This window comes from Noviherbaspirillum sp. L7-7A (genome assembly GCF_019052805.1).
GTDB lineage: Bacteria > Pseudomonadota > Gammaproteobacteria > Burkholderiales > Burkholderiaceae_D > Noviherbaspirillum_A.
Genome location: NZ_JAHQRJ010000001.1, coordinates 1,802,237 through 1,828,241, shown reverse-complemented (window position 1 = coordinate 1,828,241; position 26,005 = coordinate 1,802,237). Strand labels below are relative to the sequence as shown.

Sequence of the window (26,005 nt, the reverse complement as noted above, 5' to 3'; positions counted from 1 at the left end):
CGCGCCATGACCGACCTGTTCAGCACCGCGCCGCGCCAGCCGCTGGCCGAGGCGCTGCGGCCGCGTAGCCTGGATGAGGTGGTGGGCCAGCGCCATCTGCTGGGCGAGGGCAAGCCGCTGCGGCTGGCCTTCGAGTCCGGCAAGGTGCATTCGATGATCCTGTGGGGGCCGCCGGGCGTGGGCAAGACCACGCTGGCGCGGCTGATGGCCGATGCCTTCAACAGCGAGTTCATCGCCCTGTCGGCGGTGTTTTCCGGCGTCAAGGACATCCGCGCGGCGATGGAGCAGGCGCAGCAGAACCTTGACCAGCATGGCCGCCATACCATCCTGTTCGTCGATGAAATCCATCGCTTCAACAAGTCGCAGCAGGACGCGCTGCTGCCTTTCGTCGAATCCGGCCTGGTGACCTTCATCGGTGCCACGACGGAAAACCCCAGCTTCGAAGTCAACTCGGCGCTGCTGTCGCGCGCCCAGGTCTATGTGCTCAAGTCCCTGACCGACGAGGAGATGCAGCAGTTGCTGCAGCGGGCGCAGGCCAGCGGCCTGGTCGACCTGGCGTTCGAGGAAGTCGCCGTCGACGCACTGGCCGGTTATGCGGATGGCGACGCCCGCCGCTTCCTCAACCTGCTGGAGCAGGCCGAGGTGGCCGCGCATACGCAAGGCGTGCGCAAGATCGATGCCGCCTTCGTCGAGAATGCGATGACGCTCAATGCGCGTCGCTTCGACAAGGGCGGCGACAATTTCTACGATCAGATTTCGGCGCTGCACAAGTCGGTACGCGGCTCGCATCCCGATGCGGCGCTGTACTGGTTCTGCCGCATGCTCGATGGCGGCGCCGACCCGCGCTATCTGGCGCGCCGCATCGTGCGCATGGCCTGGGAAGACATCGGCCTGGCCGACCCGCGTGCCATGCAGGTGGCCAACGACGCCGCAGCAACCTATGAACGGCTGGGCTCGCCGGAAGGCGAGCTGGCGCTGGGCCAGGCCGTGATCTATCTCGCCATCGCCGCCAAGAGCAATGCCGGCTACAACGCCTTCAACCAGGCCATGGCCTTCGTGAAGAAGGACAAGTCGAGGGAAGTGCCGGTGCACCTGCGCAATGCGCCGACCAAGCTGATGAAGGAACTCGGCTACGGCCATGCCTACCGCTATGCGCATGACGAGCCGAATGCCTACGCCGCCGGCGAGACCTATCTGCCGGAAGGCATGGAGGAGCCCGGCTGGTATAAGCCGGTGCCGCGCGGTATGGAAGCCAGGATCGCCGACAAGCTGGCCTGGCTGCGCCAGCTGGACAAGGACGCGGGCAAGACGGAGTGACGCATGGCCTGGGTCGACCCGTTCCACGCAGAGCGTCGTTCCCGGCATCCCAATGCGGTTCACTGAGGCGCAGGCCTGCCTGCCGGGACAGCCTCGTTGCTACCCTTGCTACAATGACGCCTTTCGAAACAGCCAGCCGTCCGTCATGATAGACATCCAACTCCTACGCAAAGATATCGCCGCCGTCGCCGAGCGCCTGGCAGCGCGCAAGTTCCAGCTTGATGTAGCCGCCTTCAACGCGCTGGAATCCGAGCGCAAGCAGATCCAGACCCGCACCGAGGAACTGCAGGGCCGTCGCAACAGCCTGTCCAAGCAGATCGGCATATTGAAAGGCAAGGGCGAGGATGCGTCCGTGGTCATGGCCGAAGTGTCCGGCATAGGCGACGAACTGAAGGCATCCGCCACCCGGCTCGATGAAGTACAGGCTGCGCTGAGCCAGTTCCTGGAAGCCGTGCCCAATTTGCCGCATCCGTCCGTTCCGCTGGGGGCTGACGAATCGGGCAATGTCGAAGTAAGAAAAGTGGGTCAGCCTCCTGTCTTCGAATTCGAAGTCAAGGATCATGTGGACATCGGTGCCCGCTTGGGCCTGGACTTCGATACCGCGGCCAAGCTGAGCGGCTCGCGTTTTGCCGTGATGAAGGGCGGCATCGCCCGTCTGCACCGTGCCCTGGCCCAGTTCATGCTGGACACCCATGTGGAGGAGCACGGCTATACCGAGTGCTACACACCCTACATCGTCAATGCCGATTCCTTGCGCGGCACCGGTCAGTTGCCCAAGTTCGAAGCCGACCTGTTCGCGGCCAGGAAGGGCGGCCAGGAAGGCGAGGGCGAGGCCCTGTATCTGATACCGACTGCAGAGGTGCCGCTGACCAATATGGTCAGGGACGAGATAGTGGCGCGCGACAGCCTGCCGATCCGCCTTACCGCGCATAGCCCATGCTTCCGCTCGGAAGCCGGCGCCTATGGCCGGGATACCCGGGGCCTGATCCGTCAGCATCAGTTCGACAAGGTGGAAATGGTGCAGATCGTCGAGCCTGAGCGTTCCTACGACGCTCTGGAAGAGATGCTGGGCCATGCCGAGAACATCCTGAAGAAGCTGGATTTGCCGTATCGCGTCATTACGCTTTGCACCGGCGACATGGGCTTCGGGGCCGCGAAAACCTATGACATCGAAGTCTGGGTGCCGGCGCAGGGAACGTACAGGGAAATTTCCTCGGTATCCAACTGCGAGGCATTCCAGGCGCGTCGCATGCAGGCAAGATTCAGGAATGCCCAAGGCAAGCCCGAATTGCTGCACACCCTGAACGGTTCCGGTCTGGCAGTGGGACGCACTCTGGTTGCATTGCTGGAGAATAGGCAGCAGGCCGACGGCAGCGTGCTGATCCCGGCGGTGCTGCAATCCTATATGGGCGGTCTGGAAAGACTGGTGCCGGCAGCCTGAACCGTTTTGAAATAAAGCGCATTTTCCCTATTCCAATTCTCGAAAACCCTCTGCTATAATTCAGCGCCTTGCGGGACTGCGGTGCCGCAAGGAATCAGACCAGGAAAGGTGGCAGAGTGGTCGAATGCGCTGGACTCGAAATCCAGTGTACAGTTATGCTGTACCGTGGGTTCGAATCCCACCCTTTCCGCCAAGATACAAATGTCGTTAAGAATCAATGACCTAGCCAATAGGAAATGGTTCTTAACCACACACATTTACCACACACATTCCACCCTCACATCTGAGGCAGTCTTTCAAAAATCCTTGAGAGCCTGGATGTTCTTGCATTCTTCGGAATAAGCTCCTGGAGCAGCAAAAGAGTCTCTATGTTCGCGGCAGAATTAAACTCTGCAGCATCAGTTAGAAACTGTCTCCCATCACTTAGATGCTGTTTCAGATTGCCGAACCGCATAGATTCTGCAGCGAGTTGTTTAGTGGTTAGTGCATCAAGGTTTTGTGCTGTCATTCCAGCTAGCGGTTCGACCAGGAAGCGCGACAGCCGATAATGAATTATTGAAGACTGTCTAAGAGCATTTCCGCCCCGAATTACTGCAATCGTTCTCAAGTCGGCTTTGCCGGCAGGCAATCCCAGCTCTTCCCTGAGTCGCTTACTTGCATCATCCTCGACCTGAATCCGACCATCCACCTTCATGCATGATTGGAACGCACGGTCTAGTACTGCGTCCTTCTTGATCTCTGCACGAATGCGCTCAATCTTTGAGCTAGCAATTCTTACATCTGCAGTTACTCTTTCCGCTTCGGCTAAGAGACTCTCTCGGTCTGCCAATATCTGAGTGAGGCGGTCTTTCTTCGAGGCGGCATCCTCAGCGCGTCGATACACCGCGATTATCTCTTTAAAAGAGACTTTGAAGTCACGGCTTCCGCAGTCTTTCCCGCAGTTTGTCTCTTGACCGTCCTTGGTTCTGATGACGAAGCCGTGCCAGTGCCAGTTATTACAACCGTTCAGTCCACACTGTAGTTTTTCCTTCTCTGATAATTCGTACTTACCAACGATCCGATCTAACTCTTCCGTATTACAGCGCAGCGCAGCTTGGTAATTGGGACGCGTCTGAAACTGTTCAGCCGATTTAAACGCGATGGGGGTAATGTCTTTCGAGAAGGATGTATTCATTAAGTGATAAGTGAGTTGTGACATTCACATTATATTTCCTCATCGCATCAAACTGTGTTTCCATACAGTAAACACAAGTCATTTTTCTGTATTTGTTGGTTATTTTGTCTCTTCATAACAACGAATTGCGGTTATTACAAATAATTTCATTGCAAAAATGTGAAAGCCCACCTCGCATATAAGGCGCAGGCTTTTCCCCGTGCCACCCGCAGTACCTCCCAAGATCCACTCCAGGCCCTACCGTCTTTCCTGTAACATTAGCAATAATTCTTTATAGAAAGACGAGCAATGGTACGGTTTATACTTCGGTTCTATGCTTTGGTAGGACTTGCATTGCTTTTAGCGGGCTGTGGGGGTAGTTCTCAAAATGATCCGCTATCCCTCTATGACAGCACGACTTTGATAGTCAAGGGTGTCCGTTACGAGCGTCCTTCTGGAATCTACGAATGCGGCTCTTTGCCGGTAGAAGCGATATGCACTCCCGCCGACCCAAGGCCGAGCTATGAGGCCAGAGTGATCCTAGTGGGGCTGAACAGTGCTGATGAAAAAGAAGTAACTAATGCGTTGTTAGCGTACGGCCTTTCGGTCAGGGATCGTCTTGATCTGCGTGCTGTAGGTGACTTACCTGCGCTCACATATCTGACGGTTGCAGTACCTGTGTTTTTTGAAGAACAGTGGGCAGAAGCCTTTCGTAAGGAGTCACTAACTTTCGGAGCATGGACCAATAATTTTGGCTACCTCACCTAAAGGGGACTACCGGCCCTGTTGTGTTTGTTAGAGTCCAGATGCAAAGCTGTGATTTGACTATGTTAAAATACAGTTAAAAGTCAATTTTAAAATCATTTAACTTTCTCTAATTGTAATGAAAAAACAAATGCTTTGGTCGGCAGTGGCTATATTTTGCTTGGTCGTTCTTATTCCCTTAGTTGTGCTGTTTGCCTATGCCACTTTAAGTTTGGCTATATAGTTTTTTTTGTAAGCGCATTGACACGCTCCCAATAGAAATTATTACAGCAACTACAGCGCAGAAGTACATGTAATACAAGTACCTGTAGTCAGAAGCTGGTGTAATAATGAAATGCGGGATAACGAAAGCCCAAGCGCTTATTTGTAACGTCAAATAAAATGCTTTGAGCGAAGGCAATAGAAATCTCCAGAAAATTAGAGTGAGCAATAAGGTCAGGCAATAGATCCAAGGGTAGTAAAATTGGGGAAGGCTACTTTCCGTGAATTTTAATGCATCAGAAAAAGCGTTAGCCTTGAAAACGAATGGAATGCTCGTATCTACAATCTTAGCTTGTGCGACCCAAGCAGGGGTTTTTTCTCCAATTCTAAGAAGTGACGCAAATACCTTTGTCCTATGCTTAATATAGGTAAGAGGGTGTGCTTTAATTGCGGCTATCCATTTTTCTTTAAGGTCATCAGCGTCCTGCGCATTAGTCGTTCGCAAATCTCCCGCCGCTGTATTGTAGAAAAGTAGATTATTCGATCCTATATAATAGTAATCAGCTAGCGGTTTGTTGAGTGGCTTAATTTTATTGTTGATATAGTCTGGCAGAAGGTTGGTCTTAGTCGCAACCGAAATGGCTAGTAAATCATAGCTTTGCGTGTATTGCATACCATAAGCGCGTGTAATATTCTTTTGGGGCACTGCTACACTTGCAAGACTTACTACTCCAATTGTCACGCATAACGTAACTCCGAGCTTTTTTAATTTGCTCCAAATAGGCTGTTCTGCATGTATCCAATAAAGGATAACAAAAGGAATGGCTGTGATGCCGTTGGTCTTGACGCCATAAGCTAAGGTTAATGCGAGAAAAAAGAATGCGCGCTCAAGCCAAGATGGTGTTTTTTTCAAACTATCAATGCGAAGTGCATTGGAAAAGCAAAGTACTAACAGCACTGCAAATACAACATCTTTCCAGATTTGCCCTAAAGGGAAAAGAAGTCCTGGAATAAATCCTGCAAGTAAAAAAAGAACGGCAGTGCGGCCTATTATCCGCCTAGTCGCGAAATATAGAATTAATAGGGACGTCCAGTATGTCGCGACATTTTGGATCAAAAATAACGCTGGTCCCTCATATATCTTGTTTAATAAAGACCACCACCATGCCATCAGAACAGGCTGCCAATCACTATAGTGATTATGTCTAGCCTCGTAGTACTGGACAGCAGAGTCAACGCTCATCCACCCAGGGTAAAATGCATATATTGAAGCTGTGAAGCCCAGGATGAAAATCCCAACTGCAATCGCTGTAAAATATTTTTGAGTATCGTTGTTATACGGAAATCGCAATGTTGATGTCTTAAACATAAATGTGGTACTTAATTAAAAAGCAGTAATGGCAATAGCAGCAGTAGATCTCAGAACTAGTGGGCCGTAACGATATTTATTTTATGATACTCAGCTAGCTATGGCCGGGAATTGCCTTGAATCACGACAAGTGGTTGGTCGGGGCGATAGATTGTTGCCTGTAAAAATGAAGGGATATTTGGATAAAGACGTCTCTGCTCTAACCATATTCCTGCACAAGCATTAAGTTCAATCATTTTGGTTCTTAGCTTTTCTGGGGAGGAATATTCGTAAATGCCTCTACCAAATAGCAAATTAGAGTAACCTCGCACATCAAAGTTAGTGGCAAGAATGCTGCAAGACAAATCAACAGTAGCAGCAACTTTATCTTTTAAGATCCGATTCACATTATCATGTTCACGCCAGTCGGCATAAAACAAATTATGTGCATAATAAGTTTTAAAATTTTGACTGAAAGCGATGATTATCAGTCCGACAAATATTGTTGCTAGCAGCCTATTGCCTTGCATAGTCATACGAGCAAGAAGCGAAGAAACAACAATTGCAAGTGGAACGGCGAACTTGAGACGATCAAATGAGAACTCTATTGAATGTTGCAGCAATAAGATGTTTTCTAGGAGTGGGGCACACGCCGCGAGGATGATAAAAGAACTCGTAGTACGATGTTGTTCGTCTACTTTTTGCTGAATAGGGTAAAAGTATGAGCTCCATACAAGCATTGCGAGAACAACTGGAATGAGGGCCCCATAGGAAACATTGTAGCCTTGTATCAAATAACTAAAGCTTGCTCCCGCCGTTCTGACGTTTCGGTCACCAAACCTTGCAAGAAGAGAAGTGAACGCTTCATTGATGCCCAAAGCCAAAAAAAGGTGAGTCATAATCAATATTATTGCAGCCGCAGTCGAACCTGCAATTGCAATGATTAAGATTCGGCGTGCTCTGGATGGCAAAGATAACCATCTTGAAGCTATAAGTAGGCAAATAATTGCGTTTCCAATTAAGCCACTCCACTCTGTGTACGCAGTTAGAAAAGAAATAAAAGATAAAAATCCTATGCGTACACCTAGGGGCGTCTTGTCTATTGACTTTCCTAAAACATTAAGTAATGCAATAAGTTGGGCAATCAGAAATAACTGCTGTAGAGAGTGGCTCCAATAAACGATGCCAAAGGAGGCAAGTCCCTCTCGAGAAAAAATTAAACATCCAACTCCTATAGCAGAACAGAAGATTGCTTGAGCCTGCTTAGCCCCGTTTATCAACAACAATCTAACGATCAAGTGGTAAAGTAAAAAAGCGCTTGCCAGTCCTAATAAGCAGTTAAATGCAATTAGCCCCTTAATTGTTGGCTCCAAATGCAAAATCTTAAAAAAGACAAACGGAGCAATAAAGCCTAAGGGTGGAAATGAAGTGTAGACAAAGTTTCCATTCGACATGGGGAGTGCGGCACCCCATGGAATAAATTTATCGTACTTATTTGCCTGTGTGACGATAGGAAGAAGCTTGCTATCGCTAAGCGGTTGTGTACTAAGTGCATGAACCGTCAATAATGCGTGGTAGGTAGCTTCAAGGTTTTGCAACCCAGTCGTATGTTTGAAGTCAGGTAGGCGAATAAATACCGAAAGCGCGAATGCTGTAAGAATTATCAAATAGCCAAAGGTGTTGTTGCTGATTCGATATTTTCGGGAATGTTTGGAGCCGCTCTTGTGGACTACTGATGTCGCGCGATTTTGTGTCATGAAGAACGCTAAAGATTGTCTTCCGAGATTTTACCGCCCAGAGACGCAAACCGTAGTTTTTATCTAGTTTGGTGAGGGCATTTACCTTGCGACCACAGCGGCAAGGTCTAGGGGAAGACGAGCATTTGATAGGCAAAGAAACATTAAAAAGATTTTTCGGAAACATCCCAGAGGGCACCTCGTGTATAGGGCGTGGGACTTCTCTATGGGCCGCCAGGCTACTTCGAAAAGATCTGGGAGCATACTCAGCGTATTCGGCTGGCTTCCATTGCATAACGTAGTCGCAGGAGCTTCAAGCTGTCCTCTAGCATCTCTATTTGTACACGGAATAGCCCATGTCTAGTCCTAGCGGTATCTATGGGAATACTCGCTAGTATTTCTGACATGACCCGGATACGTTCTTCCAAGATAGCTATGTCGCGTGCAAGCCTATAGACGTTTAGTTGATAAACCAATGTCCCAGCCATATCCCTCTCCGCATAACCTAGGTATTGGGAATGCAACGTGCTGGTATGGTTCCGGCTGCGCAGCTACGGATCGACAAGAGCACCGCTGAAGGGCCAATAGATCATCGAATACTGGTTTTTCGTACAGTATTTCGTCTACAATCCCGCTGCGGTGTGCTTGCTAAGGCACTGAAAGGGTTGGGATCACGGTACGACGCACCTCTGCCGCCAACCGTAATAAGACCGGGATTAGCTCCGGTCTCCGCGCTTTTAGATGATAAAAAGAAAATACTTTTAAGTTTGATGGTCAGCATCATGTATGCAACACCAGCAACAACTTTCTTTAAGTTTCCTTGGTGACACACTTGTGCTAATGTTTCAACTTCGAAACTTTTGGTCCTTTGAGGATCTATATGTATTTTCTTAATAGCCACAATAGAGACCATAAAAAACTTTACGGTCCAGATGCCTTCTACGATTTAGATAGCCACGGACACCAAGCGAAATTGGCGACAGACCTTCTGGCGGGCGACACCTGTGCGGTCATTAGCTATAACGGCAAAAATCGAAATGTTGTGCAGATATCTTGGTACAAGTTCTTACAAGAGCGATCTGCTTACGACGAAAAGGGCATGATTTGCAGAGTATTTGATGGAGTTCTACAGAGAAGTGAATCACTTCTCAAAACCGATGCTGCAAAAGATCCCAAGTTTGCACGGTTCTTCAATGTCAAAGGGCACTTCAAGCAATTTTCGGTAATGGCCTAGCAACGCTAGCGAAACTCAAGAACATCAATAAGTGGGAAATGATTTTTCTCCAAAATCTGAGACCTCACCCCGAGGTAAGGGGCTTGGCATTCCCCCCGGTAGGGTCCTCTGGCCTACCTGGGGACGATTCGGAGGACCTCTAATGTACCGTCACCTCTAACGCATACACCCGGCGAACCTCCAGAAGGTGCAAGGTGTCTTCCAAAGTAGTGAGTTGCTGACGTATTACTCTGCGCTGTTCTACAGGCCCATCGTTTATCCTTAGCGAAGCAAGCTCTTTCTTTAGCCAACGGATGTGCCTTGCTGTTACCTCAATGTTTGATTCAATCCCATCAAGCATATCTTCTTGAATTGTTCGTTTAGCCATAACTCCTCCGATAAGAGGTGGCTCCCTGCCGTTTGGAAGACACTAAATGAGAATCGTTCCCACCCTTATCAAGGCAGTCTAAATCAATTTCTTCAATGCTTTTTGGGTATACCTCAAGGGAACTAGTGAACTCATCAATAGAACTGGTTCTATATAGTTCTTTACACGACCCAAAACGAACTGATACATTGCGAACTATCCAAAACGAACTGGAAGTTCCCAATGTTAGTCCGTGCATACCTCAGAGCATCAACCAAGGAACAAGACGCAAGCAGAGCCAAGGAGGATCTCCAAGCATTCGCTGGTGACCGTGGATTGAGGATTGCAGGCTTCTACCCTGAGAATGAATCTGGAGCCTCCCTAAAGCGTCCAGAGCTGTTCCGTCTGCTCTCAGATAGCCAACCTGGGGACATCCTCCTAATAGAGCAGGTAGACCGCCTATCCCGTTTAAATGCTGAGGACTGGCTCAAGCTCAAGACTGAACTCCAGGCCCGTAGAGTCCGCGTGGTGGCTCTGGATCTCCCTACCTCATGGATGCTGGCTACTAACAGCGATGAGACCACAGCGAGGATGCTGGAGGCTCTCAACGGGATGATGCTGGACATGCTTGCAGCAATAGCCCGTAAGGACTACACCGACCGTCGCAGGAGGCAACAGCAGGGTATTGAGAAGCTCAAGGCTGAAGGAGGCTACAAGGGGCGGAAAGAGGACGTTGAGCGTAATGAAGCAATCATGAGGATGCTCTCTAACGGAGATAGCTGGAGCCATATTGTCTCTGCGACTGGATGCAGCCGCTCAACTCTGTCAAGGCTGGCTCTAAGACTCAAGAACAACAGCAAGTGAAAATATATTTTTCCATACGGGAATCGAAAGTTCCTCATGGAAATCAAATAGTTAAAGTTTTCTCTACTGGAACAGTTGAAAACATGAAACAGTCATGCCTTTTCAGCAAGTAAAGCTTCTGTTAACTTGTTTCCTGTCTTCAACGACAACAACAATAAACTTTCCAGGAGCAGTTAGCGTGAACATCAAGTTTGGCAAGACCTTTGAATTCGATACCTCCCACGGCACCTTCCTGAAGCTGGGAAAATTCCATATCCACCTAACCCAGTCACACCTCTTCGACTGGAAGCCCGTGGTTCAGCGAGACCCCAAGAGAAGCTCTTGGGATGTCTGGTTTCTGAACCGACAGGCAGTGGTGGACTGGGCCTGAGGTTCTATCCACGCACTATAGAAGAACACAGCCGACTGATTGCTCATGGCAGCCGCTGGTTTCTATAGACGTACTATAGAAAGAGCAGCGATTGACTCCTGCACTATAGAAGATAGCAGCCAACAGTTTGAAAGTCGCACTATAGAAGAAAGAGCCGCAACTGACCGCTACTGGCAGTTGTGGTTTTATCCCTGCACTATAGAAGAAGGCACCGAGTTTTGACCTACGCACTATAGATGAGATAAGCAAAGGCCCGAGCTTGACCCATGCACTATAGAAAAAACTGCCGCTTTCCCATCATGCCACTATAGAAGAGATGGCCGAAATTTGAACCAGACACTATAGAAGAACAGCAGCCAAGACATGTTGTTGCACTATAGAAGAAGACAGCCAAAGTTTATTCCACCCACTATAGAAGAACAGCGTCGATGGCATGTAGACGCACTATAGGAGAACAGCAGCCACACCATGTTCCCATACTATAAAAGAACACCGCCGACTGACCGCTTCTGGCAGTCTGCAAGATCAGAAGACGTACTATAGAAGAAGGCCAATTTTTGACCTACGTATTATAGAAGGACATGAGCCGACACAGACCGCCACTGGCTGATGTGGACCATGTTCCTGCACTATAGAAGACAAGAGCCGAACCCGGACGATCCCCGACATCCCACTGTGGATGCTCCTAGCGGATCTGAAGGCTAGGCTCTGAGAGATGCCTTGCTTGAATACCGCTAATGGATTCAATGCCAAGCTTCTCTCCAAGATTCAAGACGCACCATCCCCCGACTTGCCAGATCACTGGCCGGGAGATGAATGCAGGTTCAACCGGGGACTGTGTTTGAGGGTCACAGTCAGTTAGTCCCGGACCACTCATTGATGCCGACAAAGCTCCAATGACTGGAGGGTTTTACTCAAAGATTTCTACAGATTTCTAGAGGAATCCTTGGACTTACTCTGAGTGTTAGTAATCATTGAATAATAACCAATGAGAGTAATACTCAGAGATAAACCTTAAGACATCTTGTAGACCTCCCACTAATCCCCCTAGTGTTGTCTACAACAATCCTAAGGTTCTCTCTTGAGAGACACTCATTCCTATCTACCTGGGTGAGTGTCTCCCATCTCATTGTCGGTCCCTGAGTCATCTATAGATAGCCCTCACTTCCCCGCATACGAAGAAGCCAATCACTTGGCCCATATCGCTAGCAGCTAGGGAGAGTCTGAGGGGGTTTAGGTCTTCCGTATCTTCAATATCGAGCCTACCTAGAGATGTCCTCAGGGATGCGACAAAGTTTGTCTATGAGCCTTTGATGCTCTGTCGTTTTACTTTCATTAACCACAATCCCCAGGAATCCCCATGAGCCGACTCATAGTAGCTGCGGAAGAATTTCCCCAGCTCGTCCCCCGGACTGTCATTCGTCGTCGTCGAGGCCAAACCTTTCAAGTCAAGGTATCGGAAAGCATCCTCCGTCAGTACGAATCCACCAAGCAGCGCCTCTGCATGGTCACAGCGACGAATCCCAGTCAGTCCATAGTCGTCCGCAGGGCCTTGGATCTGTACCTGAGGCAGGTCTCTAGGCTCAGTGATGAGCAAGTCAAGGAAGAGGTACAGCACCTCATGAAGCACCGAGAGTGAACCCTAGAGGTTCTCTTTTTTTATCCAACATTCACCACATACCAACATGAACGATGAAACTCCCTTTGCATCCCTGCTGATTCCTCCGCTGGGCCAAGTGCAGGTCCCTCCCACAATCCGTACTGAGGATGCTCCCCAAGTCATCTTCTTGTCGGAGGAAGCAAAGAACGTGAAATTCAAGCTAGATCCGACTGCTCTCCGCATGGTGGTCTATCCCTGCGGACGTATCGACAGTGAGTATTGAGAATGGAGGCCCTCAAGCTCTCCTGGCTGGACTCTAGCCTGTGGTCGGACCTGTTCCGGGATGCTGGCATACGGTCTCCCGCTCACTCCCTCCCATGCACTCCGAGAGACATGCGCAAGTACCTCCACAAGGTAGACATCACAGCAGCTCAAGCCTGTGAGTATCTGGGATTCAGGAGCCTCAGTGAGTACCAGGAAGCCAATCCGCGAGTCCCTCTCTTTGCTTTCCTGGGGATGATGCTGGAGGCAAAGCGTGGAGGCATGCTTCAGGAATCCACAGAAAGTCATTACGCCCCTGCGTGGAATTGCACAGGAACTGCGATCAGCATGCAGTCCATGCCAGCGTAGCTCCTCGCTATTTCTAACGCTTTTGAGCACAAGAATTACCGACTTAGATACTCAAGTATTGTAACCATGAATAACAAAGAGATAGCCACGTTGAGGGACATGGCAAGGGAATATCACACCCTGCCTTACTCCTTCAGAGATGTCTTCGCAGGTCGCGTGGACAGCCGCATAGACCGCCATGAGTACTTGATGCGGTCCCTTCCTCCTCTCCCTGGGGAGCCATGTACTGAAATAATGGATGAATGAATAATGTGTGAACCAGCGAGTATTACCTTAGCGATCACCGCAGCGAGTGCAGCGGCAGGAGTCGCCCAGCAGAGTGCTCAAGCCTCAGCTCAGAACAAGTACAACGCCAAACAGCGTGAGAACTCGATCATTGCGAGGAATCAGAACCTTAGCCAGATTGAAGTACAGAAGCAGCAGGTATCCCAGCAGGCAGGAGAGAAGACCTTTCAGAACGATCTAGCGGCACAGAAGGCACTCTCCACAGCCAAGGTATCGGCTGGTGAGAATGGTGTCTCAGGGTTGTCTGTGGACTCCCTGCTAGGCGAGATTGAAGCCTCCCAGATGCGCTACAACACCTCTGTGGGAGCGAACCTGACTGATAACGTCAATGCGCTCAATATGCAGCGAGAGAACGTCCAGACCTCCGCAGTGAATCAGGTGAGCCAGCTTAAGACTCCTCAGGCTCCTGACTACCTTGGAGCTGCTCTGAAGATCGGCGGGGCCTACAGCACCTACCAGAAGGCCAAGCAATGAGACCCAAGCTCTCCAGAGGTGAGAAGGAACTGACCGCAGCATTCCGCCGATGGATGGGTAACCCAACCAATCCTTATGCGCTCAGGGATCTTGTCGAACAGATGGTGGAGCTTGAGCTACAGGCTCGTCTAAAGAACCTCTCCAGGCAATCCCCAGATGCTCCCGCTACCTGACTCCACGACCTTGGAGTCTGTGCTGACCATCGGACAGGTAACCATGAGTGTCCAAGGCTTTTGTCGGTATGGGATGGTGCAGCAAGTAGGCTCCCGGTTCTTCCAAGTCTCCACCAGGCCGACCCTCATCAATGATCCTGTCCCCATCAAGCCTAATCCCTTCTCTTTGAGAGAACTGGAGAGGCGAGGCTACAAAGTACTTCCCGGCAGGACAGCAGCCCAAGACCTCGTGATGGTCGCTCCTGGCGCTTACTGCTCAATTTCCAATGCGATCCACCATGGATTGCTCACCAAGTAGAAAGAACAACAATGTCCAATTACCACAGCTATTCCACCTATGTGGCTCCTGAAGAGTCCCAGGAGACCTCCCAAACCGGCCCTCTGATCCGTGATACCGGCTCCACCTCCTCTGTCTCCTTCCGGGATGGCGCGATGCGCTATGAAGATTCCCAGAAGGTCCATAGCATCAACAGCACCGATCTGAGTCCCTACGTCGAAGGCGACTGGAGGGCAGGCGCTAAGAAGCCTAATGGATTCCCCGCTCAGACCATCACCGAGGACACCATAGTTTCCCTGGCTGGCGCTGAGGGCCAAGTAAAGAGCTTTGTGATCGCTGGTCTGCTCAAGGAGACGGCTAACGGCTATGAACTGGCTGATGCTATCGAGGATGCACCTCAGGTCCAAGAGGATCTCTCAGACACTCCGGGCATGCCCCAGGAAATTGTGACGGGCATGGATGCAGCTATGGAAGTCTTTGACGACAAGACCCTAGAAGCTGGAGTCTCCCTAGGTATTTCCCACCTCACTGGCGATGTTGACTTCGGTGCAGTAGTCCGAAAGCTGGCTATGGGTTCCGGTAAAGACCCCAGCGATGTTCAGCAGCGTGCTCAGTTTATCTTGGGAGCCTATCAAGCTCAGGCCGACAGCTACCTAGCAAAGCTGGGTATCGGCAAAGAGGATCTCAGCGATTTCTATGAGTACAGCCGGAATCGCAAGAGTGACATGAGAGCAGCTCTGGAGCAGCAGATCCGCCAAAACAACCTGTCAGGCTGGAAGCCACTGGTAAGTAAGTTTATGAACAGCACCGCACCGAGTCTCCAGACCCTCCAGGCTAATGGCTTTGAAACCAAGACCGTAGACAAGGTAGATCAGGTCCGTATCCATGGAATGTGGATGACCCTCAAGGCAGCAGCTAAGGCTGGCTACGTCTAACAATCAAGGAAAAATCATGGCAACCGTCGCACCAAATACCGAAGTAGTAGCAGCAAGCATTGATACCATTGTGGTCATCAACGGAGTACGAAACACCATCAAGCAATTTGTCATAGCTGGCGCTATACGGATGATCGGGAACAAGTTCATCTTCGTAGGCCCAGCGGATCTCATTGGCTCCATGCCTGGCCCAAATTCCACCCAGCAGATCCTCGCCAAGGGCTTCCCTATGCGGTCGAATACCAGCGTAGAGAATCACACGGGCTACAACGAAGTTCAGGTAAATGGGGGATGGATGCTGATGTCGGAAGCCTTCCGGCGAGGCTTGATCTAGAGACCAAAAGAAAGCCCGCAGACCCTCGGAGGGGGGAGCGGGCTAATACTTCTTGGGAGTTGCGCTTGTTGGACGGAGGCGCGCCGAGAAAGTTCAGATGCTAAGCGGGATTCCCCAGAGATCCCCCATAGGTTACCTGAGAGAGGGCCTCAGCTTTTTGCTTGAGGCTGGCTCCTGAAGAATAAAGCCCGTAGGTAATTCGTGGTTTGTCGTGGCCTACGATGTCTGCCGTGGTGTTCTCGTTGACTCCTGCTTGCTCTAGCTGGCTGACTACGGTCTTCCTGATGGAGTGGAAGACATGCTGCTCTCCGAAGCCCATCTTGGTCTTTAGATGCCCAAAGCGTTTTCCCAGGGCAGCACTGCGTTTCCCAAACGAACCCTCATCTGTGCCGGGGATAATGAATCCATCCTTGCTAGAGGCCCTCAGACGGTCCATGAGAGGCTTTAGGGCAGGGTGGAGAGGAACCTCCCGGATACCGGCAGCAGTCTTGCTATCAACGATCCTGAGGCCTTGCTCTGAGACATGCTCAGTCTTAACCTGTCCCAGTTCCTCAATCCGACAGCCAGTATAGGCAGCACAGGCAATGAGATCAGCGAGAGGCTGGTCTTTCTTGTCGAGTGCCGCCTGATGCAGCCTCGATACTTCCTCAGCAGCAAAGGGAATCCAAGCTCTCTGTTTGACAGTCTTAGCCGTGGATGTCCTAGCGAGATTCTTGACTGTGAACAGAGGCAGCAGGGTAGTACCGTACTTGTCATCCATATAGCTGATAAAGCTACGGATGAATGTTAGACGCAGGGAAATAGTCTTGTCTGAGAGATCCTTCTCCGTTCTCAGCATAGAGAGGTAATTCTTTACGCTGTTCTTGTCGATGTCCGCAGTAGTCTTGAAGTTCTCACAGAGATCTTTCACTGCGTTCTTCTGCAAAGCCTGGGTCTTGGGATTCAGGTGCTTGATTGTTTCTGTCCAGTCATCGAAGTTAGCTGTGAGAGGCTGCACGTTATGAAAAATAACTCCGACAGCCTCCTGAGCTGCTGGGACGCCTTCTTTGTCCGCTAGCTTCTCTACCCAGTCATAGGCAAGACTCTCAGCCATTTCCTTGCTGGTATCGTCCGGTGCAGTTTCGATTGCTTTACGCCACTCCATAACCTCCCAGAGAATCCCCTTGGCTGGATCATAGGTCCCCTTGGCTTGCTCTAACTGATCTTTCCAACGTGCAATGACAATAGGAAGGCGCTTCTCAGCAACTCGCTGTTCTCTGGTCTCCAGAGACTGGATGAACCGTGCCTTGTTATCAAAGATTTGGCGTAGTGCTTTGGGGATCTCAAGGACTGCATAGAATCCTTGGCGACGTTTCTGAAGGTACTTAGGGAGTGTCATGTGGCAATCGGGGAAAGGGAGTAACCACACACATTTACCACACACGCTATCTTTTGAAAAGCTCAATTTCTAGAGGGAGGCTAGTGGAATATGGTCGAAATCTTTCCTTCGTGCAAAGTCCCACCCTTTCCGCCAAGGATCAAGAAGGTCGTACCGAACAAGCCCCGCGAAGCGGGGTTTTTGTTTTTCTGCGTTCGGTTTCCTTTCAGCACGTCGTCCGGTACTGCCAAGCCTTTCCGAATAAACTCCCCGCCAGCGCCTTCCTACATGCGTAGGAGTGTTTTTCTGACTGAACCTTCCGTTCCTATTCTTTACTATGTAGTTGTCTCCTCCTCCGTCCCCTTGGATGGATTTGGCCCGCACAGGATGCGGGCCTTTTTCGTTGTCTAAAGCGCCAATTGTTCAAAGTCAGGTTCTGTTTTTTAAAACCCGGGTAAATTTCGAACACCATGACTAGTCGTAATGCCTCTTTCAAAGAACGCGTGCGGAACAGGCTTCAGTACCTGTGGCGTCTGGCTATCCCGTTGTGGCAGTTCCGGGATGCTAACCGGGGCACCATTGAACAGCGCATTGCAAATTACCGATTCAACCGGGAAATGCGCAACATTCTTCCTTTCTTCATGCTCAAGTGGGCAGGCATCGCTACGTGCCTGATGAAGATGACCGAGCTCCTGTCCGGACTCATGCTCACAAATGCCACCCAGGGCACGGACCACCTGTGTGCCACGTTGCTATGCATGGGTGCCGGTATTGCTTTTGCATTCGCCTGCATTGTGCTGCTTGTGCTTACCACCAGCTATCTCTACCTCAGTTGCGTCGAACGATGATGGGCGCATCCAGTCGGCAGGGCGATTTATTATGTTGCCACATGAATGTGATAAAGGCCCCACGGACATAGCCCGAATCGCTGATTAAGCGGCTTGGCGGCCATGTCCGGAAAACGGTCGGCGTCGTATACAGCCCATAGCGGGCCCAAGCCACCCAGTGCCATTGGTCGTTCATCAAGCCGCAAGGCGATGATGAAGCGGTACTTGCGTAGATCGCCTGCCTCGACTCTGACTGCATAGCCATCAATTGCCCGCAACAGCACGCTCGCATTTGCGCCCGCTCCAACAGTCTTCAGTACATCCTCTAGCGTTGGGCCCGAGAGTCGGTGAGCTTTTTCATCGTATTCGATGACCGGAAAAATAGTTTGCCGGGGCAAGTTGTCGAGCGCTGCGAAGTCAAAGGTGAAGGCGCGGTCGAAGTTCAGCTTCTGCTTTACCATTAACTGGTCAAGTGCCGGATTGATGGCACCTCGATTCGTCCTGGAAATTGCGCCTGTCACGGTTAGGAGCACAGGGCCGTCAGACTGGCTCCTGCCGCCCTGTCCATGCACAGAATTGGAAAGTAGCGTGACCGCCCCAGCGGCTGTTACATGCAAAAACGCGCGTTTTCTCATTTCGGAAGGATAGGAGGCAGGTTCATTTGTCATCCTCAAAATACAGTGCACTGCACAGTGTGGCAACATCATGATACAGCGTGCCCTGAAGACGCTTTTGAATCATGGCCAAGTCAGCGCTGTAGCTTTCCTCGTCGCTTTCCAGCCACATCATGCGCCGAAAAATATCGCGTGACATATTGGCGGTTCTTGTATTGGCTAATTGAATCTGGGTTTTTGTCGAGTGCTTAGACAAGGTCGTGACAAAAGGGAAGAGAACGGCCGCTTTTAATTCGCCTGTTGCAATTCCCTTGTTCAAATAAACGTCGTATTCCGTATCCACCGGGACGCCTTTTGTCAGATAGGTGAGAAGCTTGTGCTTGGACGCTCCATTGACCATATAGGCGGAGGCCCCTATAAAGGAAATCCTGGCCAGATCGAGGGGAAGCACCATGCGTTTCTCCATCAATTGCGTTCGACCCAGCGCAGGCAGCATCATCGTTTCCATCTGGTAAACGCCGATGTCAGCAAAGAGGAGATCCCACTGCGCCTCGTGATCCTCAGCCAGAATGCCTTCCATGATCTCCAGGCTGGCCGAGCCTATCTGGGCATCGTCTTCCATGACCATAAATGTTCGGCCATCATCCGGCTGCTGTGCGATCACGTTGGTGTGACTCAGGAAACAGGCTTTCTCTCGCCAACTGCGTTTTCCCGCTATTTGATCTTTCTCGACGGTTGCTTCGTCAAGCGCTGTAAACCTCCTTAGGTTCCAGCCTGGACGCCCATACTTTGCAAAGTTAGCTTCCAGCGCAGTCCGACGTTCAATGGCAGTGTCGAGGTTGATGTAATGGCATTCCATAGTCAATATCACTTTATTCGAAGTTATCCAACGTTCGGTAATCCGGGAAGAACTTGCCATACTTCAATGTTACTGAATTCGTAACGTGCTGCAGAATGTTGTTCATCGTCAATGGTATTGCCTACCTGCAGTATTTTTGTGCTTCTTATTCACTGCATTACTCCGGGAAAGTAAATGAACCCAGGCATACCGCTCGACAATTTATCTGCAGAAACACCGGAATACACTGTCAATTGGTTCGCTTCCGCCCGCCCGGTGTGGGATACCTTGTTGCCTCATCTCGATGCGCGGCTCGTGTTAGAAATCGGTTCCTATGAAGGTACGAGTGCGTGTTACATGATCGATGTACTGGGCCGGAAGGCGCCACTCGAAATTCATTGCATTGATCACTGGAATGGCGGAGCCGAACATCGCGTTGCTGACGTCGACATGAACCAGGTAGAGCAGCGTTTCCGCCGCAATACCGCTATCTCGGTAAGTAACAGCCCCTTCCCGGTACAACTGCATATCCACAAGGGCAATTCGGAAAGCTGCCTCGGCGCTTTGCTGAGCCATCAGCCCAAGCCGCAGTTTGATTTCATTTACGTGGACGGTTCCCACCAGGCAGCCGATGTGCTGCTTGACGCCAGCATGGCATTCCGGCTGCTGCGGGTAGGCGGCATCATGGTCCTGGACGACTACCTATGGCATGAGACGCCGGCAGGGATTAGAGATCCGCTAGCAGTGCCAAAGATGGCGATCGATGCCATTATCAACTGCCATTTCAACCGGCTGCGTATTATTTCTGCCCCGCTCTATCAAATATTTTTGCAAAAGCTGGCCGATTGATGGGCGGCCGCGCTGGCGGGCTCTGCATGCAGAAGCAACTGGTCTGGCATCCAGCGGCTAAAATGTGCCACGCATTGCAGCCCGGCGTCGCGCTGCGGCATGAACAGGGGAGAGCAAGCAGATGGCAGGACCGCTGGCAGGATTGAAAGTGATTGAGATGGCCGGCCTCGGCCCTGCGCCTTTTTGCGCAATGATGCTGGCTGACATGGGGGCCGAAGTGGTGCGCATCGAGCGGCCAGACACTACCAGCGTCACCGGCACGGCCGGGGCATTCGATGTCCTGTCGCGCAACCGCCGCGTGCTGAAGCTGAATTTGAAGGATGGCGCCGCTGTGGACAGCGTGCTTGCGCTGGTTGAAAGGGCAGATATCCTCATTGAAGGATTCCGCCCGGGCGTAATGGAACGCCTGGGTCTCGGACCAGAGCCCTGCCTGTCGCGCCGACCCCCTCTGGTCTATGGCCGCATGACGGGGTGGGGACAGACTGGGCCGTTGTCCCATGCTGCCGGGCATGACATCAATTACATTGCCCTGAGCGGCGCGCTCAATGCAATAGGCCGGCCCGGTGAGCCGCCGGTTGTACCGCTGAACTATATTGGCGATTTTGGCGGTGGCGCCATGATGCTGGCTTTCGGTATCCTCTGTGCGCTGCATCATGCCCGGCTGACCGGTCAGGGCCAGGTGGTCGACGCTGCCATGACGGACGGTGCTGCGTTGCTGTCAGCCATGATGTACGGCATGCATGCGGCCGGTGTCTGGAGTAACCGGCGCGGCGAAAACATGCTCGACGGTGGCGCCCATTTTTATGGCACCTATGCCTGCGCCGACGGGAAGTTCGTATCGGTCGGCGCGATAGAACCGCAGTTCTATGCGCTGCTGCTGGAAAAGGCGGGTATAACCGATGCCGCTTTTTCCGATCAGAACACCATGCAGCACTGGCCGCAGCTCAAGGGCCGCCTCGCACAACTATTCCTGACCAAAACCCGGGCCGAGTGGTGCGCGCTGCTGGAAGGCAGCGATGCCTGCTTCGCCCCTGTACTGGACTGGGACGAAGCGCCGCTGCATTCCCATAACCAGGCACGCCAAACTTTTGTGACCGTGGATGGCGTGTTGCAGCCGGCGCCGGCGCCGCGCTTCAGCCATACGCCCGCGGCAACGCCAGCCTATGCCAAAGGCTCTGATGATGACTGCGCCCGGATCCTCGCTGAATGGAGCAGAACGGACCGGGACACAGGCGCGACTGGAGGCTGAGCGGGCGGTCTGGCACCGGCACTGCGCAAGGCAGGCTCGCCTCGATGCCGTGCCTTGGACTCAACACAAGCAGACAATGCGGGGGCTGGCGTAGCATGGCCGGTAACGATCTCCGACGGAGCACCCATGAAACTACGCACACTGATGCTGTTACTGGTATTGCTGGCCATTACCCTGTTCGTTGCATTGAACTGGCCAGTCATCCTGGCCCCGACTACCCTGTCACTGTTGGTCACGACCGTGGAGGCGCCGCTGGGCTTGATCATGTTGGGGATGCTGATATTGCTGACCGGGGTATTCATGGTGTTCGCCGGTTTTCACCAGACATCGATCCTGCTGGAAGCGCGACAGCAGGCCAAGGAACTGCAGGCGCAACGCAAGCTGGCTGACCAGGCCGAGGCCTCACGCATTACTGAACTGCATCAGCTTCTGACTGCCACGCTGCAGAAACTGGATCAGCAGGCACAGGAAAACCGCCTGGCGACCCACGCCCGCATCGACGCGCTCGAGCAGAGCCTGCGGGCTGCTCTCAGCCAGGAAACGACTACGCTGTCTGCCTATATCGGTGAACTGGAGGATAGGCTGGAACGCGGTGCGGTGGGTAATCATCCGCTGCGCTGAGGCTGAAGTCATTGCATCGGTGCGGCAGCTAACAGACATTGCCAGCGCAGGTCAGTATGTTGAACGGTTGCTGGTTTCTCCGAAGGGAAGACAGCGTCCCATACGTCGTGGAGGATGAAAATGCAAAACCCTACTGAAAACATCCCACTGATCCAGATGCAGCAGGCTGAAAGCGGGCAATGGCATGTCAACCAGGTTGGTCTGGCCGAACCATTGGCGTCTTTCGCCGATATGGAGGCAGCAGTCGACTATGCGAGCGATTTTGAGAAGACCAGTGGTGGCCGCATCGTCCAGCATCTTGAGTAAACCCGTCGCGCAAGGCCGTCCCGGCCTGCGCGCCATGCTCGAACTGATAAGGGATGCGGTATCGGCCTGGAGCCGCGACTATGCGCCGAGCATGGGTGCTGCGCTGTCGTACTACACAATCTTTTCGATCGCTCCGCTGCTGCTGATCGTTATTTCCATCGCCGGAATGGTCTATGGCGAGGATGCGGCGCGCGGCGCCGTGTTTTATCAGGTCAGAGACCTGATGGGGGACGGCGCGGCAGTGGCGCTGCAGGGGCTCCTGGCAAGCGCGCGCAAGCCGGCCGAAGGCATTGTTGCCGCTTTGATTGGTTTGGTACTGCTCATTGTCGGCGCAAGCTCGGTGTTTGGTGAGCTGCAAAGCGCGCTGGACAGGATCTGGCGCGTTCCTGAGCAGCAAAAATCCGGCGGTTTATGGAAGCTGCTGCGCACCCGCCTGGTGTCGTTTGCCATGATCATAGGTATTGGCCTGCTGCTGATTGCCGCGTTGCTTGCAAGTGCCTTGCTGGCGGTGCTTGAAAAGTGGTGGGGTACCCTGTTCGGCGCCCGTGCGCTGCTGGCCAGCGCCCTCAACATCGGCTTGAGTTATCTGATGGTAACGGTCATGTTTGCCATGATCTACAAGATCATGCCGCGGGTCCGCATCGCCTGGCGCGACGTCTGGACCGGGGCAGCTATCACGTCGCTGCTCTTCACCGCAGGAAAATACGCAATCGGCCTGTATATCGGTACCAGCGGCGTCAGTTCCACCTTTGGCGCTGCCGGCTCGCTGGTGGTGATCCTGGTCTGGGTTTATTACTCGGCGCAGATTTTCCTGCTGGGCGCCGAATTCACCTGGGTGTACGCCCACCGCTACGGCTCGCGCCGCGCCGTCTAGCTTCCATCTTTCGAACAAAAGGCCTGTTGCCGGCTTGATTGGGGAACAGGGCCTGTTTTCGCGTTACTTAACGCACTGCTCAAGCAAAAATTTCCTCAAAAGTCCGGTTCGTAACGTCCGGTCCTTCCCGAATGCAATTAGCTGGCTCAACGATAAAAAATAATCCATTGCGCGTCTTGCGGAGCATTGCACTTCGTTTCAGCGGCGTTCGCCTCTGCGCCATGCTTTTCAGCGCATTGGTCATGTTCGCCACGTGCGGTTCTGCAGCAGGCCAGCAATTCACTGGCAGGCTGATGGATGCGGTCAGGCTGACCCTATTGCACGAGCCGCAAATAGGCGCCGCCAATCGTCAGCTAATGCTCAGTGAAGGCCAGCTCCGGGCCGCCCGCAGTGAATTCGACACAGCGTTTACTACCGGAGTGGAACTGGCGCAGTCGCGCTCTCCCTTGCCGCAGGCGTTGCAAAGCCCATCGGCAAGCCAGATTGACACGAATAGTGCCTCCTATGCGCTGGGAGCAACAAGCCGCCTGCGCTCCGGTGTAACAGTAGCGCCCACTATCAGAATCAATCGGGTGCGTGACAATATCCAGTCGCTGACTGCGCCGGCCACCAGTACCGTGGCGCTCAACTTTACTGTTCCCCTCCAAAAGGGCAGCGGCACCCGTTTCAATACTGCCGCGGAACGGGCAGCGGAGCAGGTGCTGGCCTCGACGGACATGACTTTGCGGCACACCATCGCGTCCCGGATCAATCGGAGCGTCAATGCCTATTGGGATTACCTGGCGGTACTGCAGGCGCTTGAAATTCGCCGGCTCTCTGAGAACCGCTCTCTGCTGTTGCTCGATGACGCGCGCCGGCTGGCCAAGGGTGATGAAATTCCCCAGGCTGATGTGCTGCAATACGAAGCACAAGTAGCGCGTGACCGTGGCCTGCGGATCGCCGCCGAGCAGTCGCTGGTGGAAGCGCGCACAACACTGATGCTGGCCATGGGAATGGCTGGGCGGCTTGACGCGTCGATGCCGGCGCCAAGCGATGACTTTCCCGAACTGCCTGCTGCCGTCATGGAGTCTCTGTCCAGGCCGTGGCCCCACTCGGCGCTGGCGGCGCGCTTCGATGTCAGGGCGCAGCAGCGCCGCGTCGATGCTGCCGAGATTCTGTATGAGGCAACGCGGCGTGACCCGGTCTCGCAACTGGACCTGACCTTATCTGTTGGCTATAGCGGTCTGCGTGAAAATCGTTCTGCGGTGGCTGCCTGGCAGGCACTGAACGCGCCAGCGGCTGGCCTGAACGCCTCGGTCGGCCTGACCTACGTGCTGCCGGTGCAAGGCAATGCGCAGGCTGGCCTGGTGAGACAGCGCGCGGCGCTTGCCGAGCAGGCGCGGCTTGAGCTCGATGGCCTGCTCCAGGCGGCACATGCCACTGTCAGCGTGCAGCGCGCCGGCGTCGCGAGCGCGGCGCTGCAACTGGAGCAGGCGCGGCAGCAGGTAAGGCTGCAGACACAAGTGTTTGTCGACGAGCGCAAGAAGTACCGGCTTGGCTTGGCCACAGTGCTGGACTTGCTCACCGCCGAGGCGCGGCTTACCGCCGACGAACTTGGCGTGATCGATGCCCGCCGTCGCCTTGCCCAGGCGCTGGCGAGCTACCGTTTCGAGACCGCCACGTTGCTGGGGGAGGAAGGCGAGGAACAGCGCGTCACCATGGAATCATTGACGACCCTTCCGGAGCTGCCATGAAGCAGGAAATGTTTCGCAAGTCGGCACTGGAAAGCCTCGCTACGCCTGACCGGCTCGATGAGGCCATGCGGATCACCCGCCCACGCGCCTGGGTGGCCCTGTGCGCCATTTTATTGGTGCTTGTCTCCAGCCTGATCTGGAGCATTTTCGGCACGCTGCCAGCCAGTGTGGAAGGGCAGGGCATCATTATTCGTGGGGGCGGCACCTTCAATGTCGTCTCCTTTGGTACCGGCGTGGTGACAGACCTTGCCAGTCTCAAGCTCGGCGACCCGGTTCACAGGGGGCAGGTACTGGGACGGATCGCCCAGCCTGAAATGGAGCAGCAGGTCGCAGCGCAGCGCAAGGCAGTCCAGCAACTGGTTGACGAGCAAAACGACCTGATCAGCCGCACGGAGGCCTTGCGGCCGGTGCAGGAAAAGGCGGTGAAGCTTCAGCAGGCGGTGCTCATCCATACCATTGCCACCCGGGAGGAACAACTCCAATCCCTGCGTACTATCCTTGAGGGGCAACGGGAATTGCTGGGCGACGGCCTGATAACCCGCCAGCGCTACGAGCAGACTCGGCAACAGGCCCTCGGTGCAGAAAGCGATATAGACAATGCGCGCACCATGCTGCAGAAGCTTTCCGTCGAACAGATTGAAGTGGCGGCCGCGCGCGAGAACCGTCTTCGCGAGCTTGCCAATCGCCTGTTGCAGGCACAAAGCCGGCTTGCCGACCTGCTTTTGCAACATGATCTTGCCTCGCGCATTGTCAGTCCGCACGACGGCGTTGTGGTCGAAACCATGGCAATGCAGGGTGACGTCATAAAGAACGGGCAACCTGTACTCAGCGTTGAGATCAACGAAGGCTTGCTGGAAGCGGTGGTCTATCTCCCGCCAAATTCCAATGCCAAGTTGCTGAAGGCAGGCATGCCAGCCCAGATTTCCCCGGCAACCGCCAAGAAAGAGCGTTTCGGCTATCTGGTCGGCACCGTCACAGCGGTGGCGCAGTATCCGGCCACCGAGTTGGGCATGCTGTCGCTGTTTAACAATTCTGCGCTGGTGCGCGAGCTGACACGAAACGGACCGCCCATTTCGGTTCAGGTCCAGTTGACCAAGGACGCCGCCACTCGCAGCGGCTATCGTTGGTCTTCCACCGCAGGCGCCAAGGTCGAACTGTCCAGCGGAACCCTGGCAACAGGCACCTTCGTCGTGGAAAAAAAGCGTCCGATCAGCTTGCTTATTCCTTTGTTGCGTGAACTGACCGGGACCTGAA

General features: G+C 53.0%; 25 protein-coding genes and 1 tRNA gene. 19 read left to right on the top strand and 7 right to left on the bottom strand.

Annotated elements, in window-relative coordinates; all coding sequences use genetic code 11:
- Positions 1–6: 6 nt before the first annotated feature.
- From KTQ42_RS08310 to KTQ42_RS08300, 3 genes are all read left to right on the top strand, one after another.
- Positions 7–1,317 (top strand): replication-associated recombination protein A, encoded by a 1,311-nt coding sequence (locus KTQ42_RS08310; protein WP_217345084.1) that lies wholly within the window; start codon positions 7–9, stop codon positions 1,315–1,317.
- A gap of 145 nt (positions 1,318–1,462) precedes the next feature.
- Positions 1,463–2,758 (top strand): serine--tRNA ligase, encoded by a 1,296-nt coding sequence (gene serS / locus KTQ42_RS08305; RefSeq protein ID WP_217345083.1) that lies wholly within the window; start codon positions 1,463–1,465, stop codon positions 2,756–2,758.
- A gap of 102 nt (positions 2,759–2,860) precedes the next feature.
- Positions 2,861–2,951 (top strand) — tRNA-Ser (locus tag KTQ42_RS08300).
- Between the two features lie 84 nt (positions 2,952–3,035).
- Here the strand turns inward: KTQ42_RS08300 and KTQ42_RS08295 are convergent.
- A complete protein-coding gene (locus KTQ42_RS08295) occupies positions 3,036–3,956 on the bottom strand; it encodes a hypothetical protein (RefSeq protein ID WP_217345082.1) in 921 nt (306 codons plus the stop codon).
- Between the two features lie 264 nt (positions 3,957–4,220).
- Between KTQ42_RS08295 and KTQ42_RS08290 the strand changes: the two genes are divergently transcribed.
- Positions 4,221–4,679, top strand: a complete 459-nt coding sequence (locus KTQ42_RS08290) for a hypothetical protein (RefSeq protein WP_217345081.1) — start codon at positions 4,221–4,223, stop codon at positions 4,677–4,679.
- A gap of 202 nt (positions 4,680–4,881) precedes the next feature.
- Here the strand turns inward: KTQ42_RS08290 and KTQ42_RS08285 are convergent, their stop codons facing one another.
- Entirely contained in the window at positions 4,882–6,246 is a 1,365-nt protein-coding gene (locus KTQ42_RS08285; protein WP_217345080.1) for a hypothetical protein, read from the bottom strand.
- Positions 6,247–6,344: 98 nt separating this feature from the next.
- Positions 6,345–7,982: a hypothetical protein gene (locus KTQ42_RS08280; protein WP_217345079.1), complete on the bottom strand. Its 1,638-nt coding sequence runs from the start codon at positions 7,980–7,982 to the stop codon at positions 6,345–6,347.
- 497 nt (positions 7,983–8,479) lie between these two features.
- Between KTQ42_RS08280 and KTQ42_RS08275 the strand changes: the two genes are divergently transcribed.
- Positions 8,480–8,788: a hypothetical protein gene (locus KTQ42_RS08275; protein WP_217345078.1), complete on the top strand. Its 309-nt coding sequence runs from the start codon at positions 8,480–8,482 to the stop codon at positions 8,786–8,788.
- Between the two features lie 53 nt (positions 8,789–8,841).
- Positions 8,842–9,195 carry a hypothetical protein gene (locus KTQ42_RS08270; RefSeq protein WP_217345077.1) on the top strand — a complete coding sequence of 118 codons (354 nt, stop codon included), beginning with the start codon at positions 8,842–8,844 and terminating at the stop codon, positions 9,193–9,195.
- Positions 9,196–9,334: 139 nt separating this feature from the next.
- Here the strand turns inward: KTQ42_RS08270 and KTQ42_RS08265 are convergent, their stop codons facing one another.
- Positions 9,335–9,562 (bottom strand): hypothetical protein, encoded by a 228-nt coding sequence (locus KTQ42_RS08265; RefSeq protein WP_217345076.1) that lies wholly within the window; start codon positions 9,560–9,562, stop codon positions 9,335–9,337.
- Positions 9,563–9,784: 222 nt separating this feature from the next.
- Between KTQ42_RS08265 and KTQ42_RS08260 the strand changes: the two genes are divergently transcribed.
- From KTQ42_RS08260 to KTQ42_RS08240, 5 genes are all read left to right on the top strand, one after another.
- The gene (locus KTQ42_RS08260; protein ID WP_217345075.1) at positions 9,785–10,405 is read left to right on the top strand and encodes a recombinase family protein; all 621 of its coding nucleotides are present in this window, start codon (positions 9,785–9,787) and stop codon (positions 10,403–10,405) included.
- 178 nt (positions 10,406–10,583) lie between these two features.
- On the top strand, positions 10,584–10,775 hold the full coding sequence (locus tag KTQ42_RS08255; RefSeq protein WP_217345074.1) for a hypothetical protein: 192 nt from the start codon (positions 10,584–10,586) through the stop codon (positions 10,773–10,775).
- Positions 10,776–13,254: 2,479 nt separating this feature from the next.
- Positions 13,255–13,764 carry a hypothetical protein gene (locus KTQ42_RS08250; RefSeq protein ID WP_217345073.1) on the top strand — a complete coding sequence of 170 codons (510 nt, stop codon included), beginning with the start codon at positions 13,255–13,257 and terminating at the stop codon, positions 13,762–13,764.
- Positions 13,765–14,246: 482 nt separating this feature from the next.
- Positions 14,247–15,149, top strand: coding sequence for a hypothetical protein (locus KTQ42_RS08245; protein ID WP_217345072.1), 903 nt, complete (start codon positions 14,247–14,249; stop codon positions 15,147–15,149).
- 16 nt (positions 15,150–15,165) lie between these two features.
- A complete protein-coding gene (locus KTQ42_RS08240) occupies positions 15,166–15,483 on the top strand; it encodes a hypothetical protein (RefSeq protein WP_217345071.1) in 318 nt (105 codons plus the stop codon).
- A 100-nt stretch (positions 15,484–15,583) separates the two neighbouring features.
- Here the strand turns inward: KTQ42_RS08240 and KTQ42_RS08235 are convergent, their stop codons facing one another.
- Complete coding sequence (locus KTQ42_RS08235; protein WP_217345070.1) at positions 15,584–16,861, bottom strand: tyrosine-type recombinase/integrase; 1,278 nt, start codon at positions 16,859–16,861, stop codon at positions 15,584–15,586.
- Positions 16,862–17,310: 449 nt separating this feature from the next.
- Between KTQ42_RS08235 and KTQ42_RS08230 the strand changes: the two genes are divergently transcribed.
- Positions 17,311–17,688 carry a hypothetical protein gene (locus KTQ42_RS08230; RefSeq protein WP_217345069.1) on the top strand — a complete coding sequence of 126 codons (378 nt, stop codon included), beginning with the start codon at positions 17,311–17,313 and terminating at the stop codon, positions 17,686–17,688.
- A gap of 29 nt (positions 17,689–17,717) precedes the next feature.
- Here KTQ42_RS08230 and KTQ42_RS08225 read toward each other — a convergent pair whose 3' ends face one another.
- Together KTQ42_RS08225 and KTQ42_RS08220 are read right to left on the bottom strand one after the other, a co-directional pair.
- Positions 17,718–18,128, bottom strand: a complete 411-nt coding sequence (locus KTQ42_RS08225) for a molybdopterin-dependent oxidoreductase (protein WP_349292131.1) — start codon at positions 18,126–18,128, stop codon at positions 17,718–17,720.
- Between the two features lie 196 nt (positions 18,129–18,324).
- Positions 18,325–19,200, bottom strand: a complete 876-nt coding sequence (locus tag KTQ42_RS08220; RefSeq protein WP_217345067.1) for a glycosyltransferase family 25 protein — start codon at positions 19,198–19,200, stop codon at positions 18,325–18,327.
- Between the two features lie 114 nt (positions 19,201–19,314).
- Between KTQ42_RS08220 and KTQ42_RS08215 the strand changes: the two genes are divergently transcribed.
- From KTQ42_RS08215 to KTQ42_RS08185, 7 genes are all read left to right on the top strand, one after another.
- Positions 19,315–19,968 (top strand): class I SAM-dependent methyltransferase, encoded by a 654-nt coding sequence (locus KTQ42_RS08215; protein WP_217345066.1) that lies wholly within the window; start codon positions 19,315–19,317, stop codon positions 19,966–19,968.
- Positions 19,969–20,089: 121 nt separating this feature from the next.
- Positions 20,090–21,217 (top strand): CaiB/BaiF CoA-transferase family protein, encoded by a 1,128-nt coding sequence (locus KTQ42_RS08210; protein WP_217345065.1) that lies wholly within the window; start codon positions 20,090–20,092, stop codon positions 21,215–21,217.
- 126 nt (positions 21,218–21,343) lie between these two features.
- On the top strand, positions 21,344–21,838 hold the full coding sequence (locus tag KTQ42_RS08205) for a LapA family protein (protein WP_217345064.1): 495 nt from the start codon (positions 21,344–21,346) through the stop codon (positions 21,836–21,838).
- Positions 21,839–21,958: 120 nt separating this feature from the next.
- Positions 21,959–22,144: a hypothetical protein gene (locus tag KTQ42_RS08200; RefSeq protein ID WP_217347049.1), complete on the top strand. Its 186-nt coding sequence runs from the start codon at positions 21,959–21,961 to the stop codon at positions 22,142–22,144.
- 34 nt (positions 22,145–22,178) lie between these two features.
- The gene (locus KTQ42_RS08195) at positions 22,179–23,018 is read left to right on the top strand and encodes a YihY/virulence factor BrkB family protein (protein WP_249222894.1); all 840 of its coding nucleotides are present in this window, start codon (positions 22,179–22,181) and stop codon (positions 23,016–23,018) included.
- Positions 23,019–23,239: 221 nt separating this feature from the next.
- The gene (locus tag KTQ42_RS08190; protein WP_217345063.1) at positions 23,240–24,751 is read left to right on the top strand and encodes a TolC family protein; all 1,512 of its coding nucleotides are present in this window, start codon (positions 23,240–23,242) and stop codon (positions 24,749–24,751) included.
- On the top strand, positions 24,748–26,004 hold the full coding sequence (locus tag KTQ42_RS08185; RefSeq protein ID WP_217345062.1) for an NHLP bacteriocin system secretion protein: 1,257 nt from the start codon (positions 24,748–24,750) through the stop codon (positions 26,002–26,004). The genes KTQ42_RS08190 and KTQ42_RS08185 overlap by 4 nt, the downstream gene beginning before the upstream one ends.
- Position 26,005: the final 1 nt, after the last annotated feature.